Raw genomic sequence first — 15,353 nt, 5'->3', positions numbered from 1 at the left:
CGCGACTCCTCAGGCCGCGAGCATCGCCCCCACGGCGAGCGCCATCAGCGCGGGCTCGAGTGCGGCGAGGCGCTCGCGCGGCCGCGTCGACCCGGCGAGCCGCGACCCGGCGAGCCGCGACCCCGCGAGCAGCGAGACCGTGAGCAGCACGCCTCCGACGACCACGACTGCGCCCATGGCGACGACGACGAGCCCCGCGTCGAGCATCGCGTGCCCGTGACCGGAGCCGCCGCCGGAGTGGCCGACCATCAGAGCGCCCATCGTGATCGCCGCGACGCCGCGGTGCGCCCGCAGACCCGCCTGCGCCGGGGAGCCGCCCCGCTCGGCCGCCACCGCCCAGACTCCCGCGACGGCCACCGCGACCGCCCAGACGAGCGGGAGCACCGCACCGACCAGGGCGACGTCCAGCATCGCGGCGAGCATGACCAGCGACGCGAGCCGCATCCGCGCGCGTCCGGGCCGGTGCGGATCGGCGACGGTGCAGCAGGTGGCGAGCACCGCCGACCCGAGCATCGCGGCGGTCAGGAGCGGAGGCACCGCGTCAGCCCGCTGCGTGGGCGCCGGCGTCTCCGCCGTGGCCGTGGCCGCCGTGTCCGTGGCCCTCGTGTCCGTGGCCTACGTGTCCCGCGTGGTGCTCCGGAGCGCAGTGCGCCGCTCCCACCACGGCCGGGACGTCGAGGGTCGGGTTGCGGTCGAAGAACCCGTCGGGCTTGAGCACGAAGCCCGCGGTGTCCACGGGCATGATCGGCCAGTCCTCGAGCCGCGGGAAGTGCGTCAGGCCGAAGGTGTGCCAGAGCACGAGGTCCTCGCCGATCAGCGGCCGGTCGCCCTGCACGTAGGCGGGCAGGCCCGCGCCGCCCGGGTTCTGGTTCACGATCGTGCCCGCGGCCCACATCTCGTCGCGGTCGTACTGCGTCACCCACAGGTGCTTCGCCGAGAAGCCGGCGCGCGAGCGGGCGGACGAGTCGTCGGCCGCCGCGAGGACGGGCCTGCCCTCGGGGTGCAGGACGTAGGCGGGGGCGTGCCCCATGCGGTTGGTCGTCTCGGTCGAGCGCACGCTCCAGACGCGGCCGACCGCGTTGTCGGCGAGGCGCTGCGCCTCGGCCTCGCTGATCAGCGGAGTGACGCTGCGGCCCAGAGCGTTGCCCCACGGGTTGCCGGGGCCGGTCGGCACCCGCTGGATCTCGATCTCGTCGACCGCGTTCGCGACTCCGTCGACCGTCATGTCGAGGCGGGCCGAGAAGAGGTGCTGGTGGAACGGCGCGCCGAGGCCGGGGGCGAGCTCGGAGGCGTACGGGTAGTCGCCGCCGGGATGCCCGGAGGCGAAGACGATGCCGGTCGCCTTGCTCTCGAGCTCGATCGTGCCGTCGAGCGAGAGGTACCAGTAGAAGCCGTAGTCGTAGTTGCCGACGGTGACGAAGAACGAGATGACGAGGCGGCGCTGTCGGCGGGTCTCGCTCGTGCCCGAGAAGTCGTCGGTGTGCTTCCAGAGGATCCCGGCGTCCTCCTCGTGGATGCAGATCGCGTTGCGGATCGTGGTCGGGGCTCCCAGGTCGTCGACGACGACCGCGTCGAGGTAGCTGATCTCGCCCACGCAGTCGCAGCCGAGTTCGAGCGAGTTGGCGAGGCGGCCGAACTGGTACTCGCCGACGTCGAAGTAGTTCTGCCAGGCGTGCGTGGGAGTGGGGTCGCCGTAGGGCACCACCATCTCCGAGATCGAGCCGCGGTACATGATCGGGCGCTTGCGACCCTGGTCCTCGAAGGAGAGCTGGTGCAGCGTGAGCCCCTCGCGTCCGTTGAACCCGATCCGGACCTCCCAGTTCTGCCAGCGCAGCACCGATCCGTCGAGCTCGAACGAGACCCCCTCGGGCTGGGTGATGCTGATCGGCTTCAGCGTCGTCCGTTCAGGGCCGCGGACAGCCGGGTCGAGGTAGTCGCCCGACTCCCGCGGCACGTGCATCACGTCCGTCTCGACCACCCGGAGCACCCGTCCGTTCGTCAGATCGACGTGGGCGACGACTCCGTCGATCGGGTGGGCCCAGACGGAGTCGGTCGGGTACTCCTGCCAGAAGGCGAGGACCCGGTAGACGCGCACGCCGACCTCGTCGTCGTAGCCGTAGACGCCGGCCGAGAGCGGGACGGTCCGCACGCGGTCGAGCTCGGTGACGCCGCGGCGGGCCAGGGCGTCGACCCACTGCTCGTCGGACTTGACCAGCGCATCGGCGGCGGGGAAGTCCTCGTTCAGCGAGGGCCCCCAGCCGGTCACGGCGGGGTCGAGGCGGTCGGCAGCGACGGATCCCGTGATCAGGTCGACGACGACCTGGGTCAGGGTGTTCGCGGCGAGGTCGGTGATCAGGCCGGTGACCTCGCGCGGCACCGCATCACCGGGGGTGAAGGCGAGCACGGCGCTCTTGTGCGGCTCGCGGAGCAGCACGGAGGCGAAGCGGGTCGACTCGCTGACGAGTCCCGCCGCGTCGAGGGCGGCGCGGAACCGGTCGATCTCACCGGGGTGCAGAGAGTCGAGCGGATGCGTCGCGAGGGGGATGCAGGCGGCGAGGGCGGTGTCGGTGGTCGAGGTCATGATCTGCTCCAGAGCGAGAGGGAGGGCCGGCGGGCGGTGTCAGAGAGAGGGGGCGGAGTCGTCACGGGAGTCGAAGCGGACCAGCGCCCACCGCGACGGGCGGGCGCGGCGCACCCACAGGGCGACGGCGAGGCCGATTGCGAAGGCGCCGACGGCGCTGCCCGCGAGCGCCGTGTTGAGCACCGGATCGGTCGAGCCCGTGAGGGTCGGGAAGTTGGTGACGGCGAGCACGAGAACGGTGACCAGGCCGACCAGGGAGAGGACGGGAGCGACGACCGTGTTCCACGCGCGGCGGTCGAGACGGGTGCGGGCGAAGAACGCGATCACCGCGACCGAGGCGAGCACGAAGAGCAGGATGATGCCGATCGCGCCGACGGAGGAGATCCAGGTGAACACCTGCAGCAGCGGATCCCAACCGCTCGCGGTCCAGACGATGAGGAGGAGCACGGAGACGACGGTCACGACCACGGAGGCGCGGTGCGGTGAGCCGTGCGCCGAGTGCGTGCCCGCGAGACCGGCGGGCAGCAGGCCGGTGCGCCCCAGCGAGTGCAGGTAGCGGCTGACCACGTTGTGGAACGAGATGACGCAGGCCAGCAGGCTCGTGCACAGGAGCACGGCGATGGCCTGGGCGAGCCACGAGCCGACGTAGGTGGTCGCGGTGAGCTGCAGCAGATCGCCGGTGTGCTCGAGCGCGAGACCCTGGAGACCGCCGGTACCCCAGGCGACCACGAGCGCCCAGGTGGCGAGGGTGTAGAAGACGCCGATCGCGATCACCGCGGCGTAGGTCGCCCGTGGGATCGTCCGCTTCGGGTCGCGGGCCTCGTCGCGGAAGATCGCCGTGGACTCGAAGCCGGTGTAGCCGCCGAAGGCCATCATCACGCCGAGCCCGACCGGGCCGGAGAGCACGACCGCGGGCGAGAAGGACGCGACGGTGACCCCCTCCGTCTCGCTGCCGCCGCGCGCCAGGACGGCGACGGCCAGCACCACGATCACGAGCACCTCGAGCACGAGCAGTACACCGAGCACCTTCGCCGAGAGGTCGATGTCGCGGTACCCGAGCAGCCCGACCGCCGCGATGGCCAGCGCCGACCAGAGCGTCCACGGCGTCCCGGCGACGCCGAGCGAGTCGAGGAGCGCCGAGGTCGAGAAACCGAAGAAGGCGTAGATCGCGGTCTGGATCGCGAGGTAGGTGAAGAGCGCGAGGAACGCGGCACCGCTCCCCACGAGCCGGCCGAGGCCCGCTCCGATGAACGAGTAGAAGGCGCCGGCGTCCTTGATGTGGTGCGCCATCGTCGTGAAGCCGACGGCGAACAGCAGCAGGACGACTCCCGCGATCAGGTAGTTCGCGGGGACTCCCCCGCCGTTCGTGAGCGCCATCCCGATCGGGCTCGCCGCGACGACGGTGAGCGGGGCGGCGGCGGCGATCACCATGAAGACGATCGCGGTGGGTCCGAGCGAGCCGCGCAGGCGAGCGGGTTCGGCGACGACGAGGGTGTCGACGGGCATGACCATGGGAGCCTCCAGGGCTGAGGGAGGAGCAGCGGAACCGGCGCGGACAGGGGCCGGGAGGGGCATCGGGCGCATCCCGGGAGGAGCATCGGGAAGCGTCGTGCGCAACGTTATTGAGCCAGCGCTCAATAACCGTTTCGGTCTGATTACGGTCGCGTTAACGTCCGCGACCGACGGGGCCGGCACCGCTGCTCCCCGAGAATGGAGTCATGCCGAAGATCGTCGACCACGACGCCCGACGCCGTGCGATCGTCGACGCGCTGCTGCGGATCGCCGACCGCGACGGACTCGAGGCCGCCACCTCGCGCGCGATCGCCGCCGAGCTGGGCGTGGCCACCGGCTCGCTCTGGCACTACTTCCCGAACTTCGACGCCGTGCTGTCCGGAGCGTTCGACGTCGTGTTCCGCCGCACCAACGAGCGGATCGCCGAGCGCGCTGCCGGACTCTCCGGCCTCGCGGCGCTGCGCGCGATGGTGACCGAGATCCTGCCGCTCGACGCGGTGACCCGAGCGGAGGCGCGACTCGTCGTCTCGTTCTGGGGCCGGGTCGCGGTGATCGACTCGCTCGCCTCCACCGTGTCGAGCGTCGACGGAGAGTGGCGCGCCGCGATCGCCGATCGGCTGCGCGAGGCGGTCGCCGCGGGCGAGCTCGCGGCCGGCACGCCCCTCGAATCGGTCGTCGACCTGCTGCTGTCGGTCATGTCCGGTCAGCAGGTCGAGTGGGTGACCCGCGGATCCGTCACCGAGCCCGCGCGCCAGCTCGGACTCGTCGAGGCGGTGCTGCGGCCGCACCTGCGGCAGCCCTGACCGCGGACCCTCAGTTCCGCGGAGCCGCCACCGACGCGCGCTCGATCAGGCGCGTCTCCAGCTCCATCCGCTTCGCACTCGACGCAACGGGCCGCGACGACCGGTGCGCCTGGTGCAGCATCCGGAACGCCGCCGCGCCCATCTCGGCGATCGGCTGCTGAACAGTGGTCAGCGGCGGCGTCGCCCAGGCCGACTCCTTCACGTCGTCGAAGCCGATCACGCTCAGGTCGTCGGGGATCCGCAGCCTCAGGTCGTCGGCCGCCTCGTAGACGCCCAGCGCCATGCTGTCCGAGCAGGCGAAGACCGCGGTCGGCGGCACGGAGGCGCGTAGCATCGCGCCCGCGGCCGACCGGGCCTGCTCGCGGTCCCACTCGCAGTACGCGATGCCGACCGCCTCGACGCCCGCCGCGCGCAGTGCCGTGGTGAAGCCGTCGATCCTCGCGTTGCTGTAGAGCTGCGACCGTGCGCCGCCGAGGACGCCGATGCGGGTGTGGCCGCGACCGAGCAGGTACTCGGCCGCCATGCGCCCGCCGTCCCAGTTGGTCGCGCCGATGCTCGCCACGTCGGCCGGGGGCCGGGTGCTCGGGTCGACGACGACGACCGGGATGTCGGCGGTGGTCAGCAGGTGCAGCTGCGCGGGTGACACCGCGACCAGCACCACGATCGCCCCGAGCGAGGGACGGCGGAGGAGGCGGCTGACCCAGTCGCCGTCGCGCCGCGCCCGGGTGAGCACGAGGTCGACCCCCGCGGCCGACGCCTCCTCCTCGATCCCGCCGAGGACGGGGCCGATCCAGCTCCCGTCGAGGTGGCCGACGACGACGTCGACGATGCTCGCGACTCGGGGGTCCTCGGCCGCGGGCCGCAGTTTCGGACGGCGCCGGTAGCCGAGCTGGTGGGCCGCCTCCATCACGCGGAGCCTGGTCGCCTCCGACACGTCGGTCCCGCCGTTGAGGACCTTCGACACCGTCGGCACGCTGGTCGCGGCGAGCGCGGCGATGCGCGCCATCGTGGGCTTGGGAGTCGCGCCGGTGCCGTCCATGCTGCCACCGTAGCCCACCCCGATTGCGCAACTCAGACAATTCTTTCTGCCTTCTCAGGCTCGTAGTCCCGCTTGCCTGGCCGGGCGACGAGGGACAGAATGGTCGAGCGCCCCTCCGTGGGGCATTGTTTTGCGCAAGTTCGACGAAGAACGCGGAGCGATCCGCCCGGCACAGCGAGGACGACGATGACCGACCACTCCCCGACCACCCCCGGCAGGAGGGCGCTCGTCGTCCGCGGCGGCTGGGACGGGCACCAGCCCGTCGAGGCGACCGAGCTCTTCCTCCCCTTCCTCGCCGAGAACGGGTTCGAGGTGCGCGTCGAGGAGTCGACCGCCGTCTACGCCGACGAGGAGTACCTCCGCACCGTCGACCTGATCGTGCAGTCGAACACGATGACCTCGATCGAGTGGCCCGAGTTCGTCGGGCTCCGCGCGGCGATCGAGAACGGCACCGGCCTCGCCGGCTGGCACGGCGGCATCGCGGACTCGTACCGCAACAACTCCGACTACCTCCAGCTCATCGGCGGCCAGTTCGCCTCGCACCCGGGCAAGCACCCCGACGAGCGCACCGGCGAGCAGTCCGACAACTACGTGCCGCACACGATCGAGATGACGCCGGCCGCCGCCGACCACCCGATCACGCAGGGCATCGGCGACTTCGAGCTGACCACCGAGCAGTACTGGGTGCTGCACGACGACTACAACGACGTGCTCGCGACCACCACCCAGGCGGTCCGACCGTGGGACCCGTGGCACCGCCCGATCACCTCCCCCGCGATCTGGACCCGCCTCTGGGGCGAGGGCCGCATCTTCGTCTCGACCCCGGGCCACCGCGTCGAGATCCTCCAGGACGCCAACGTCCGCACCATCATCGAGAGGGGACTTCTGTGGGCCTCCCGCTGAGAGTCGGAATCGTCGGAGTCGGCAAGATCAGCGAGCAGTACCTCGCGAACTTCCCGACCTTCCCCGGCCTGCGCCTGGTCGCGGTCGCCGATCTGAACACCGAGCGCGCCCGCGAGGTCGCCGCCGAGCAGGGCGTGCGCGCCCTCTCGGTCGACGAGCTGCTCACCGACCCCGAGGTCGACGCGGTGCTCAACCTCACGATCCCCGCGGCCCACGTCGAGATCGGCACGCGGGCGCTCCAGGCCGGCAAGCACGTCTTCGCCGAGAAGCCGCTGGGCCTGAACCCGGCGGAGGCGGCTCCGATGCTCGACCTCGCCGAGCAGCTGGGCCTGCGCTTCGGCAGCGCCCCCGACACCGTCCTCGGCACGGGGATCCAGACCGCTCGCCGCACCCTCGAGTCCGGCGTCATCGGCGAGCCGATCGCCGCCCAGGTGCAGTGGACCGCACCCGGGCACGAGCGCTGGCACCCCGCGCCCGAGTTCTACTACCAGCCGGGAGGCGGCCCGCTGCTCGACATGGGCCCCTACTACCTCACGGCGCTCGTGCACTTCTTCGGGCCGGTCGTGCGCGTCACCGGAGTCGCGACGCGTTCGTCCCGGCCGCGGACGATCGAATCCGGACCCCGCGCGGGCACGCCGATCGAGGTGTCGATCGACACCCACATCAGCGCGCTGCTCGAGCACGCGAACGGCGTCACGACCACCGTGACCGTCAGCTTCGAGGTCTGGAAGAGCCGCGCTCCGAAGTTCGAGATCTACGGCACGGAGGGGACCCTCGCCGTCCCCGATCCGAACATGTTCTCGGACGCGGTCGAGATCGCGGTGCGCGACGGAGAGTGGGAGAGCGTCCCCGACTCGGCCGGCTACATCGACACGGGCCGCGGAGTCGGTCTCGCCGACATCGCCGAGGCGATCGAGGAGGGGCGGCCGCACCGCGCCTCCGGCAGGCTGGGTCTGCACGTGCTCGAGATCATGGATGCCGTCCTGAGCTCGAGTCGCGACAAGGCGGTCGTCACGCTGGTCAGCACGGTGGAGCGACCCGAGGTCGTGCCGCTGCAGACGACCACGGGCGAGCTCGCGCCCGTCGGCGCCTAGACCCCGCGAACGGAGAACAACCATGACCACCACACTGCGAGTGGCGATGATCGGCCACGCCTTCATGGGCCGCGCCCACGCCCAGGCCTGGCGGACCGCGCCGCGCTTCTTCGAGCTCCCGCTGCACCCGCAGCTCGCGGTCGTCGTCGGGCGTGACGCCGGCCGTGCCTCCGCTGCGGCGCAGAACTTCGGCGCCGAGGAGTCGTCGATCGACTGGCGCGAGGTGATCGCGCGCGACGACATCGATCTCGTCGACATCGTCACGCCGGGCGACCAGCACGCCGAGATCGCGATCGCGGCCCTCCAGGCCGGCAAGCACGTGCTCTGCGAGAAGCCGCTGGCGCGCTCGGTCCCGGAGGCGGAGGAGATGACCGCGGCCGCCGACGCCGCCGAGGGAGTCGCGATGTGCGGCTTCAGCTACCGCCGGACGCCGGCTCTGGCGCTCGCCAAGCGCTTCATCGAGGAGGGCAGGCTCGGCGAGATCCGGCACGTCCGCGGGCAGTACCTGCAGGACTGGCTGAGCTCCTCCGAGGCCCCGCTGACCTGGAGACTCGACAAGGAGAAGGCGGGCTCGGGAGCGCTCGGCGACATCGGTGCGCACAGCATCGACACGGCCCAGTGGCTCACCGGCCAGAGCATCGCGGGAGTCTCGGCGATGCTGCGCACGTTCGTCACCGACCGCCCGGTGCTCTCGGAGCAGGCAGGGCTCGGCGGGCGCGCCGAGGAGGGGGCCGAGCGCGGACCCGTCACGGTCGACGACGCCGCCGCCTTCACGGCGACCTTCTCCGGGGGCGCGCTCGGCGTGTTCGAGTCGACGCGGGTGGCGCTCGGACGCCGCAACGCGAACCGCATCGAGATCAACGGCGAGCACGGCTCGGTGGCCTTCGACTTCGAGCGCATGAACGAGCTCGAGTACTACGACGGCCGCGATCCCGAGGAGGCGCAGGGCTTCCGGCGGATCCAGGTCACCGAGCCCTCTCACCCGTACGCGGGCAACTGGTGGCCGACCGGGCACGGACTCGGCTACGAGCACGTGTTCAGCCACCAGGTGGTCGATCTGGTCACCGCGATCGCCGAGGGCCGCCAGCCGACGCCGTCGTTCAGGGACGCTCTGCAGGTGCAGCGCGTGCTCGACGCGGTCGAGCGCAGCGCCGCGGACTCGTCGCGGTTCACCTCGGTGTGACGAGTGGCCGCCCCCTCGGGGACGGCCACTCGGTGCATCCGTCGATCGACGCCTCGATATCGGGCCCCTTTCGGGGGGAAGTGCACCGCGGAAACCCGTAAACTCGGGCATTCGGGGGGCGTTTCGGGTTCCTCCGTCGAGCGCAGGGGGACGGGCAGTGGGAGTCGGATTCCGGCAGCAGGGCGAGCTCCGCAGCCTCGCAGGTGCTCGCCTGCACCCGGTCGTCGGCCCAGCGCTGTCCGGCCGGCGCGCTCGCTCCCGACTGTCGGCCGCCCTGACGATGCCGAGCGGCCCGGGGCTCGTGCGCCCGTCGGCTCTCGCGCAGCCGTGGGAGGCGCCGCTCATCCGCCTGATCCGGACGGGTGCCCCCGCATCGGAGCTGCACGAGGCGACCGCCACCTCGCCCGAGGGCTCCCGTCTCGCCGCCGTCATCGAGCTCGTCCGTGATGCGCTGGCTCGGCCCGAGGACGACCGCGCGATCCGCCTGGCCGGCTGGCTGGTGCGCACCCGCTACGACCCGGCGGCCGACCCGTTCCTCCGCCGCTACGGGATCGGTCTCTCGGCGCATCTGCCGCTGAGTGCTGGCCTCGACGTCGACGTGCCGCTGGACGCGACGGCGCTGCGCCTGCTCTACGCCGAGCTCGCCTCGACCGACGACCCCTCGGGCGCGACGGCCGCCGTCGAGGCGCTGGAGCCGTCGACTCTCGCGGCGTCGACGCTCGCCTCGCTGTACTCGGCCCGGCGGAGGTGGAGCGACGTGGCCCGGTTCTCGGCGCCCGTCATGAACATCGATGCGGCGTCAGCGGCCGTGCTGATCCGGCGCGGGATCGCCCTGCGGGAGCTCGGACTGATCGAGAGCTCGCTCGACGCCTTCGACAAGGTGGTGCGGCCGAACGTGACCACCGCCCGTCCGATCGAGCTGCGCGTCGAGGCCCTGTTCGAGCGGGCGAGCACTCACCTGGCCGACGGGCGCCGCGCTCCGGCCCGCCGCGACCTCGAACGCGTCCTCGCGCTCTACCCCGAGAGCCCGGAGGCCCAGGAGCTGATGGCGGCAGCGAGCCGCTGAGCGTGCTGTCCAGCTCCTGCTGACGTCCGGCGGTGAGGGAACCCCGGACCGACGAGGCCGCGCGCGGGAGCGCGACCTCTCGACGGTCCGGGTCCCCCCTGCTCGCCCTGGGTCAGCCCTCGGCCTTCGAGGGCCTGCCGTCGGCCGGCAGGACCTCGACCGGGGTGTCGAGCTCATCCTCGCCCTCGGCCTGCGAGGGCTTGTCCGGCTGGTCCAGCGGGTCCTCCACGGGGCTCGGCGTCTGGTTCTCCAGTGACGACGGGTCGCTCATCGGAGTCCCTCCGGCTCGTCGGACGTCGCGGACGGCTCGGGGTGCGCCTGGAACTCCATCCAGGCCCGGTCGAGCCCGCTCTGCGCCGAGGCGGGCTCGCTCGCGAAGTAGCCGTCGTAGATCGCGCGGCCGCCGTGCTCGGGCAGATCGTCGCGGCCGGCGAAGGTCTGGGCGAACTCGCCGACCTCGTCGTCCCTCTTCTCCTGATCCCGCAACCATGCGGGGAAGGTCTGCGTCATGAGACACCTCTCTTCTCTCTGTCGTCCCGCCAGCCCATCCCTTCTCGCGCCCCGTGGCAACCCCTCGACTCCGCGCCCGACCGGACCCGCGTCTCACGCTCGCACCGGCGCAGAGAGGTGGAGTCTCGCGTCGCACCAGCTCGCGATGGAGTCGTCGTGCGTGGCGACGACGACGCTCGCGCCGTGGCCGGCGAGCTCGGTGAGCACGTCGAGCACCATCGCGGCGTTCTCGGAGTCGAGGGCTCCGGTGGGCTCGTCGGCGAGCACGACGGTCGGGCTCTTGACGAGGAGGCGCGCGAGGGCGACCCGCTGCTGCTCCCCTCCGCTGAGCCGCGACACCCGCTCGCGCCCCCGCCCACCGAGGCCGACCCGGTCGAGTGCGCCCTCGAACCGGCCCGCCCTACCGCGGCGCTCCCCCAGTGCGATCGCGAGGTTCTGCTCGACGGTGGCGGTGTCGACGAGGGCGTAGCTCTGGAACAGGTAGCCGAGCCGGTGCCTCCGGAAGCGCCGTCGGCCGCTCGCCCGCAGACGCGTGATCTCCTCCCCGTCGACCTCGATCGAGCCGGAGTCGGGGGCGTCGAGCAGCCCGAGGCAGTTGAGCAGCGTCGACTTGCCGCTGCCGCTCGCTCCGGTCAGCGCGAGTGTGCTGCCGGAGGCGACGGTCACGTCGAGTCCGCTCCAGAGCGAGCGCCGGCCGTAGCCCTTGGTCAGGTCGGTGGCGAGGATCACGGTGTCCCTTTCGAGGTCGGGGGGATCAGGAGTCGACGGAGCGCGAGCGGGCCGCGCGGACGTGAGCGAGCCCGAGGCACGCGACGAGGAGCGCACCGCTGAGCACGGTCAACCCCACCGCCAGCGCGGTCTGCTCGATGACGAAGGTCTCGGTGTCGACCGTTCCGAGGTCGAGGACGGTCTGCACGTCTCGCGGGTCCCGGAGCCACATCGGCACCACCGCGAGCACGAGCGTCGCCGCCAGCAGCACTCCCTCGAGGAGGAGCCCCTTCCGATGCGCGGACAGCGGTCCGAGCCCCGAGAAGTGGTGCACGAAGGCGCGCTGCCGGTCTTTCTCGACGAGCACCACGGCCGCGATGAGTCCGGTGAGGAGGACCACCAGGGCACCCCCGGCGAGACCGATCAGGTTGATCGAGTGGGTGCCGAGGGCTCGCTGGTACTGCTCGTTCGCCTGATAGGCGACCGGCGTGATCGAGGCGACGATGCGGGAGAGCCCTCGTTCCTCGACCGCTTCCGGGATCGACTCGGGAGCCGTGAAGACGACCGCACCGCGGGTGATCGCCGAGAAGAGTTCCGAGGGAGCGACGACCGAGACCGAAGGCACGACGATGACGATCGGGTCGTCGAGGGTGGTCTCCCTGGAGTAGAGGTCGGAGTCGAGCGTGCGGAACGTGTAGAGCGTCTGGCCCGAGGGGATGATGCGCTCTGCGATCGGGAGACCGGCGGTTCCCGACGCGGGTGCCTGGACGTGGACCTGGATCTCCTGCCAGCTGCGGAGATCGGCCAGCAACGACTGTCGGCGCTCCTCGCCGGTGTCCTCGGGCTCCAGAACGGTGATCACGCCGTCGGGGACGTCGAGCAGCCGCTCTCCGTCGCTGCCGAGGACCTGCACCGCGGCGAGGTACCCCTCGTTGACGAGGAGCACGTCCCGCTCCTCGCCGACCGACGGCTCGACGAGAACCACCCGCCCCGAAGAGGCCTGCGACTCGACGAGCGCTGCGAGCTCCGGGACTGCCGCGCGGTACTCGTCCTCGCTCGCGTACCCGGCGAGGGCGATCGTCACCGCGTCGCCCGCAGTGCTCCAGAACTCTCGGCTCCTGCTCTCGACATCGGCCACTCGGGCGCTCTGCCCGAGCGCCGCGACGACGGCGAGGAGGACCAGGACCGCGGGGACGCGGACGGCGTAGACACCGACGAGCACCCACCAGCCGTCGATCTCACCTTTGACCTGGTCGATCACCCGACGGCCGTCGGTGAGCGCGATCGACAGCACGTGCGCGACGACGGCCGCGAGCAGGAGCAGCCCGAGCAGCCGGGTGAAGAGCACGGCGATCGTCGGCAGCTGGGCCAGCCCGTTGAGGGCACTCCCTGCGCCTGCCAGCGCGGCCAGACCGCCGAGCGAGAGAACGAGCACCGGCGGAGCGAGATGTCTCCACTCGGTGAGCAGGATTCCCATCGACCCCGCTCCGTGCAGGCGCTGGACGCCGTGAGCGCGGCTCCGGAGCAGTGTCCCCGCGCCGACCAGGACGGCGACCCCGAGGAGAGCGATGCCGAGCACCCGCATCAGGTCTCCGTACTCCCGGTACGTGTCGACGTCGATCCCGGAGGCGTAGGGCGAGACCTCGCCCGCCCACCCCTCCGCCTGCATCACGGCGAGCACAGCCACCGCGTCGTCGCGCTCACCGCCGACGAGATAGGCACCGCGAGGGTCGAGTGAACCGAGGTCGAGCAGGGGTGCCACCGTCGTGGTCCGCGAGGTGTCGACGGCGCCGTACCCGTCGCGGAGCAGCTCGGCAGCAGCGCCGTGGCCTGCGACGAAGAGGTGACGCACCGTCGCCGGATCGTCCGAGTCCGCGACGTGCCTGACCAGGTCGATCCCCCGCTGCTCGACCAGGGAGGCGAGCTCCCGGTAGAGCTCGTCGGCGCTGACCTCCGGAGTGGCCTCACCCGAGACGCGCAACTGCCAGCCGCCGTTCCAGACCGGTCCGAGCGCGTCGAAGGCACGCACGAAGACGGCCGAGAGCACCGCCGCGAGGACGACGGCCAGGACGTACCCCAGGATCACACTCCTGCTTCTCACAGCTCTCCCTGCTGTAGGGGTGGCGGGGCCTGAGCCCCACCCACCGGCGGAAGGCGGCTCAGCAGAAGCTGTAGTAGGCGTAATCGACCTGGAGCGGCCGGGCGGGCGCGCTGACAGCAGCCGTGCCGGACGGGGCCCGGCACGACGATCGGTACAGCGTCCCGTTGTCGACCGAGGCCCGGTGCCACCGCGACCCGTGCTGGTACGACGACAGCACCCTCCCGCTGCTGACCCCGTGGATCCAGGTCCCTCCCTCGGGATAGGAGGTCGTGTACGCGGCGGCGGCCGCCGGAGCGGCCAGGATCGTGCCCGCCAGGGCGAGGCCGGTGAGGAAGGAGCGGCGTGAGCCGGGGGTGCGGAGGGACATGGTGGAACCCGTTTCTGATCTCGGAGTGCCGTCGCCCGAGTGGGCGATGCGGGCTGCGTCGAGTGCAGCGAGGGAACCGTATGCCCGGACCCACCCGAGTATGGCCACGCTCGGATGGCAACAGGAAAGTCGGTCGCGGAATCCGCCCTGTGGAGGAGCCTCAGATGCTCATCGACCCGTAGCAGCAGCCTCGAACCCCCGGGCGAGCACCCCGAACGCCGCAACCAGCTCCGCGGGTTCCACCGCACTCATCTCGCCGCCGAACCGGCCGAACGACGCGGCGAGCGCCTCCCACGTCCACGCGCCGAGCGAGAGCCGGCACCCGTCGGCGCCGAGGTCCTCGACCGCGCCGTCCACCGCGTACGGCTGCACCTCGCTCACCTGCAGCCCGAGCCTCACGGAGCCCCGGCACGGCCAGCCGCCACCCGCTTCTCCGCCCATGAACCGGGCGTCGAGGAACGCTGCGACACCGCCTCCAGGGAGCGCGCGCCGCGAGGCGTCCGGGGCGCCAGCCGATCGGCGCGGGACACCCGCCAGTCGTCCCGGTCGAGATCCCAGCCGACGAGGTACCAGCGCCTCTCCCGCGAGACGAGGTGGTGCGGCTCGACACGTCGAGGCACCTCGGCGCCGGAGTAGTCGAATCGCAGCACCTCGCGCGCCCGCACCGCCGCGGACACCGCGACGAGCACCTCGGGCGCCACGACGGGTGCCTCCGGAGTCATCGTCGTGAAGCGGAGCGCGTCGAGCCGGTATCCGCCGTCGGGGCCTTTGATCGCGCGGATCCGGTAGCCCATCCCGCGCAGCCGGTCGATGTCGCGCCGCACCGTCCGCGGCGTGATCTCGAGCCGCTCCGACAGCAGCTCGCCCGGCCAGACCCGACGTACCTGCAGGAGCGAGAGCAGGCGGAGCACACGAGAGGAGGCCGAGGTCATGCGGCCGATGCTCATTCGAGAAGAGGACGGTATTCGTCCTCTTCTGGGGCGAGAGTCGGTGCCTCCGGGAAGAGATCCCGGCGATCAGAGGAGCAGACCATGAGCATCACCACCACGACCCACCTCAACTTCCGCGGCCGGGCGCGCGAGGCGCTCACCTTCTACCAGTCCGTCTTCGGCGGCCGGCTCGACGCACTGAGCTACTCCGATGCCCAGAACGTGACAGCACCCGAGGAGGCGGACCAGCTGATGTGGGGCCAGGTCGCCTCCGAGACCGGCTTCCACGTGATGGCGTACGACGTGCCGTCGCACACGCCCTACGACCCCGGCACGATCCCCGTCTTCGTCTCGGTGCGGGGCACCGACGCCGACGAGCTGCAGGGCTACTGGACGACGCTCGCCGAGGGAGCCACGGTCGTCGTGCCGTTCGGGCCGGCCTCCTGGTCGCCGCTGTACGGCATGATCCGCGACCGCTTCGGCGTCACCTGGGTGATCGACCTCGAGGTCTCCTGGGGCGAGTGAGGAGCGGGGTGGGGAGCCTCGTCCTCCCCACC

At 71.8% G+C, this 15,353-nt stretch carries 17 protein-coding genes; 6 read left to right on the top strand and 11 right to left on the bottom strand.

Translation table 11 applies throughout. From position 1 onward, the window contains the following. Positions 1 to 9 precede the first annotated feature (9 nt). Genes ASG06_RS07405 through ASG06_RS07395 form a run of 3 tightly spaced genes read right to left on the bottom strand, consistent with a single transcriptional unit; the run spans position 10 to position 4,087 of the window. Positions 10 to 537, bottom strand: coding sequence for a hypothetical protein (locus ASG06_RS07405; RefSeq protein ID WP_056040637.1), 528 nt, complete (start codon positions 535 to 537; stop codon positions 10 to 12). Positions 538 to 541: 4 nt separating this feature from the next. Then, positions 542 to 2,581 carry a primary-amine oxidase gene (locus ASG06_RS07400; protein WP_082499049.1) on the bottom strand — a complete coding sequence of 680 codons (2,040 nt, stop codon included), beginning with the start codon at positions 2,579 to 2,581 and terminating at the stop codon, positions 542 to 544. A gap of 39 nt (positions 2,582 to 2,620) precedes the next feature. Then, positions 2,621 to 4,087 (bottom strand): APC family permease, encoded by a 1,467-nt coding sequence (locus ASG06_RS07395; protein ID WP_162239014.1) that lies wholly within the window; start codon positions 4,085 to 4,087, stop codon positions 2,621 to 2,623. 212 nt (positions 4,088 to 4,299) lie between these two features. Between ASG06_RS07395 and ASG06_RS07390 the strand changes: the two genes are divergently transcribed. Then, complete coding sequence (locus ASG06_RS07390) at positions 4,300 to 4,896, top strand: TetR/AcrR family transcriptional regulator (protein ID WP_056040633.1); 597 nt, start codon at positions 4,300 to 4,302, stop codon at positions 4,894 to 4,896. A 10-nt stretch (positions 4,897 to 4,906) separates the two neighbouring features. Here ASG06_RS07390 and ASG06_RS07385 read toward each other — a convergent pair whose 3' ends face one another. Further along, positions 4,907 to 5,935, bottom strand: coding sequence for a LacI family DNA-binding transcriptional regulator (locus ASG06_RS07385; RefSeq protein WP_156465920.1), 1,029 nt, complete (start codon positions 5,933 to 5,935; stop codon positions 4,907 to 4,909). A gap of 186 nt (positions 5,936 to 6,121) precedes the next feature. Between ASG06_RS07385 and ASG06_RS07380 the strand changes: the two genes are divergently transcribed. From ASG06_RS07380 to ASG06_RS07365, 4 genes are all read left to right on the top strand, one after another. Beyond that, positions 6,122 to 6,838 carry a ThuA domain-containing protein gene (locus ASG06_RS07380; protein ID WP_056040629.1) on the top strand — a complete coding sequence of 239 codons (717 nt, stop codon included), beginning with the start codon at positions 6,122 to 6,124 and terminating at the stop codon, positions 6,836 to 6,838. Next, complete coding sequence (locus tag ASG06_RS07375) at positions 6,823 to 7,932, top strand: Gfo/Idh/MocA family protein (protein WP_056040628.1); 1,110 nt, start codon at positions 6,823 to 6,825, stop codon at positions 7,930 to 7,932. Before ASG06_RS07380 ends, ASG06_RS07375 begins: the two co-directional genes overlap by 16 nt. A gap of 22 nt (positions 7,933 to 7,954) precedes the next feature. Continuing rightward, positions 7,955 to 9,115: a Gfo/Idh/MocA family protein gene (locus tag ASG06_RS07370; RefSeq protein WP_056040627.1), complete on the top strand. Its 1,161-nt coding sequence runs from the start codon at positions 7,955 to 7,957 to the stop codon at positions 9,113 to 9,115. A 157-nt stretch (positions 9,116 to 9,272) separates the two neighbouring features. After that, positions 9,273 to 10,181 carry a tetratricopeptide repeat protein gene (locus ASG06_RS07365; RefSeq protein ID WP_056040625.1) on the top strand — a complete coding sequence of 303 codons (909 nt, stop codon included), beginning with the start codon at positions 9,273 to 9,275 and terminating at the stop codon, positions 10,179 to 10,181. Positions 10,182 to 10,293: 112 nt separating this feature from the next. On the opposite strand, the gene ASG06_RS19920 is transcribed toward ASG06_RS07365, so the two are convergent. The 7 genes from ASG06_RS19920 to ASG06_RS07340 all read right to left on the bottom strand — a co-directional run bounded on the left by ASG06_RS19920 (position 10,294) and on the right by ASG06_RS07340 (position 14,799). Next, on the bottom strand, positions 10,294 to 10,452 hold the full coding sequence (locus ASG06_RS19920) for a hypothetical protein (RefSeq protein WP_156465919.1): 159 nt from the start codon (positions 10,450 to 10,452) through the stop codon (positions 10,294 to 10,296). Then, positions 10,449 to 10,691, bottom strand: a complete 243-nt coding sequence (locus ASG06_RS07360; protein ID WP_056040623.1) for a hypothetical protein — start codon at positions 10,689 to 10,691, stop codon at positions 10,449 to 10,451. Before ASG06_RS07360 ends, ASG06_RS19920 begins: the two co-directional genes overlap by 4 nt. A 93-nt stretch (positions 10,692 to 10,784) precedes the next feature. Continuing rightward, positions 10,785 to 11,420, bottom strand: a complete 636-nt coding sequence (locus ASG06_RS07355) for an ABC transporter ATP-binding protein (protein ID WP_056042404.1) — start codon at positions 11,418 to 11,420, stop codon at positions 10,785 to 10,787. A 25-nt stretch (positions 11,421 to 11,445) separates the two neighbouring features. After that, the gene (locus tag ASG06_RS07350; protein WP_056040621.1) at positions 11,446 to 13,485 is read right to left on the bottom strand and encodes a hypothetical protein; all 2,040 of its coding nucleotides are present in this window, start codon (positions 13,483 to 13,485) and stop codon (positions 11,446 to 11,448) included. 73 nt (positions 13,486 to 13,558) lie between these two features. Then, complete coding sequence (locus ASG06_RS07345) at positions 13,559 to 13,867, bottom strand: lactococcin 972 family bacteriocin (RefSeq protein ID WP_056040619.1); 309 nt, start codon at positions 13,865 to 13,867, stop codon at positions 13,559 to 13,561. Positions 13,868 to 14,035: 168 nt separating this feature from the next. Next, on the bottom strand, positions 14,036 to 14,248 hold the full coding sequence (locus tag ASG06_RS20640; RefSeq protein ID WP_327205487.1) for a hypothetical protein: 213 nt from the start codon (positions 14,246 to 14,248) through the stop codon (positions 14,036 to 14,038). Positions 14,249 to 14,262: 14 nt separating this feature from the next. Beyond that, complete coding sequence (locus tag ASG06_RS07340; RefSeq protein ID WP_327205486.1) at positions 14,263 to 14,799, bottom strand: helix-turn-helix transcriptional regulator; 537 nt, start codon at positions 14,797 to 14,799, stop codon at positions 14,263 to 14,265. 99 nt (positions 14,800 to 14,898) lie between these two features. Here ASG06_RS07340 and ASG06_RS07335 point away from each other — a divergent pair, with 99 nt between their 5' ends. Then, positions 14,899 to 15,321, top strand: coding sequence for a VOC family protein (locus ASG06_RS07335; protein ID WP_056040617.1), 423 nt, complete (start codon positions 14,899 to 14,901; stop codon positions 15,319 to 15,321). Positions 15,322 to 15,353 lie beyond the last annotated feature (32 nt).

It is taken from the genome of Rathayibacter sp. Leaf185 (assembly GCF_001423885.1).
Taxonomy (GTDB): Bacteria; Actinomycetota; Actinomycetes; order Actinomycetales; family Microbacteriaceae; genus Rathayibacter.
Note: the sequence above shows the minus strand (reverse complement) of the source record. Positions and strands in the feature narration are given on the sequence as shown.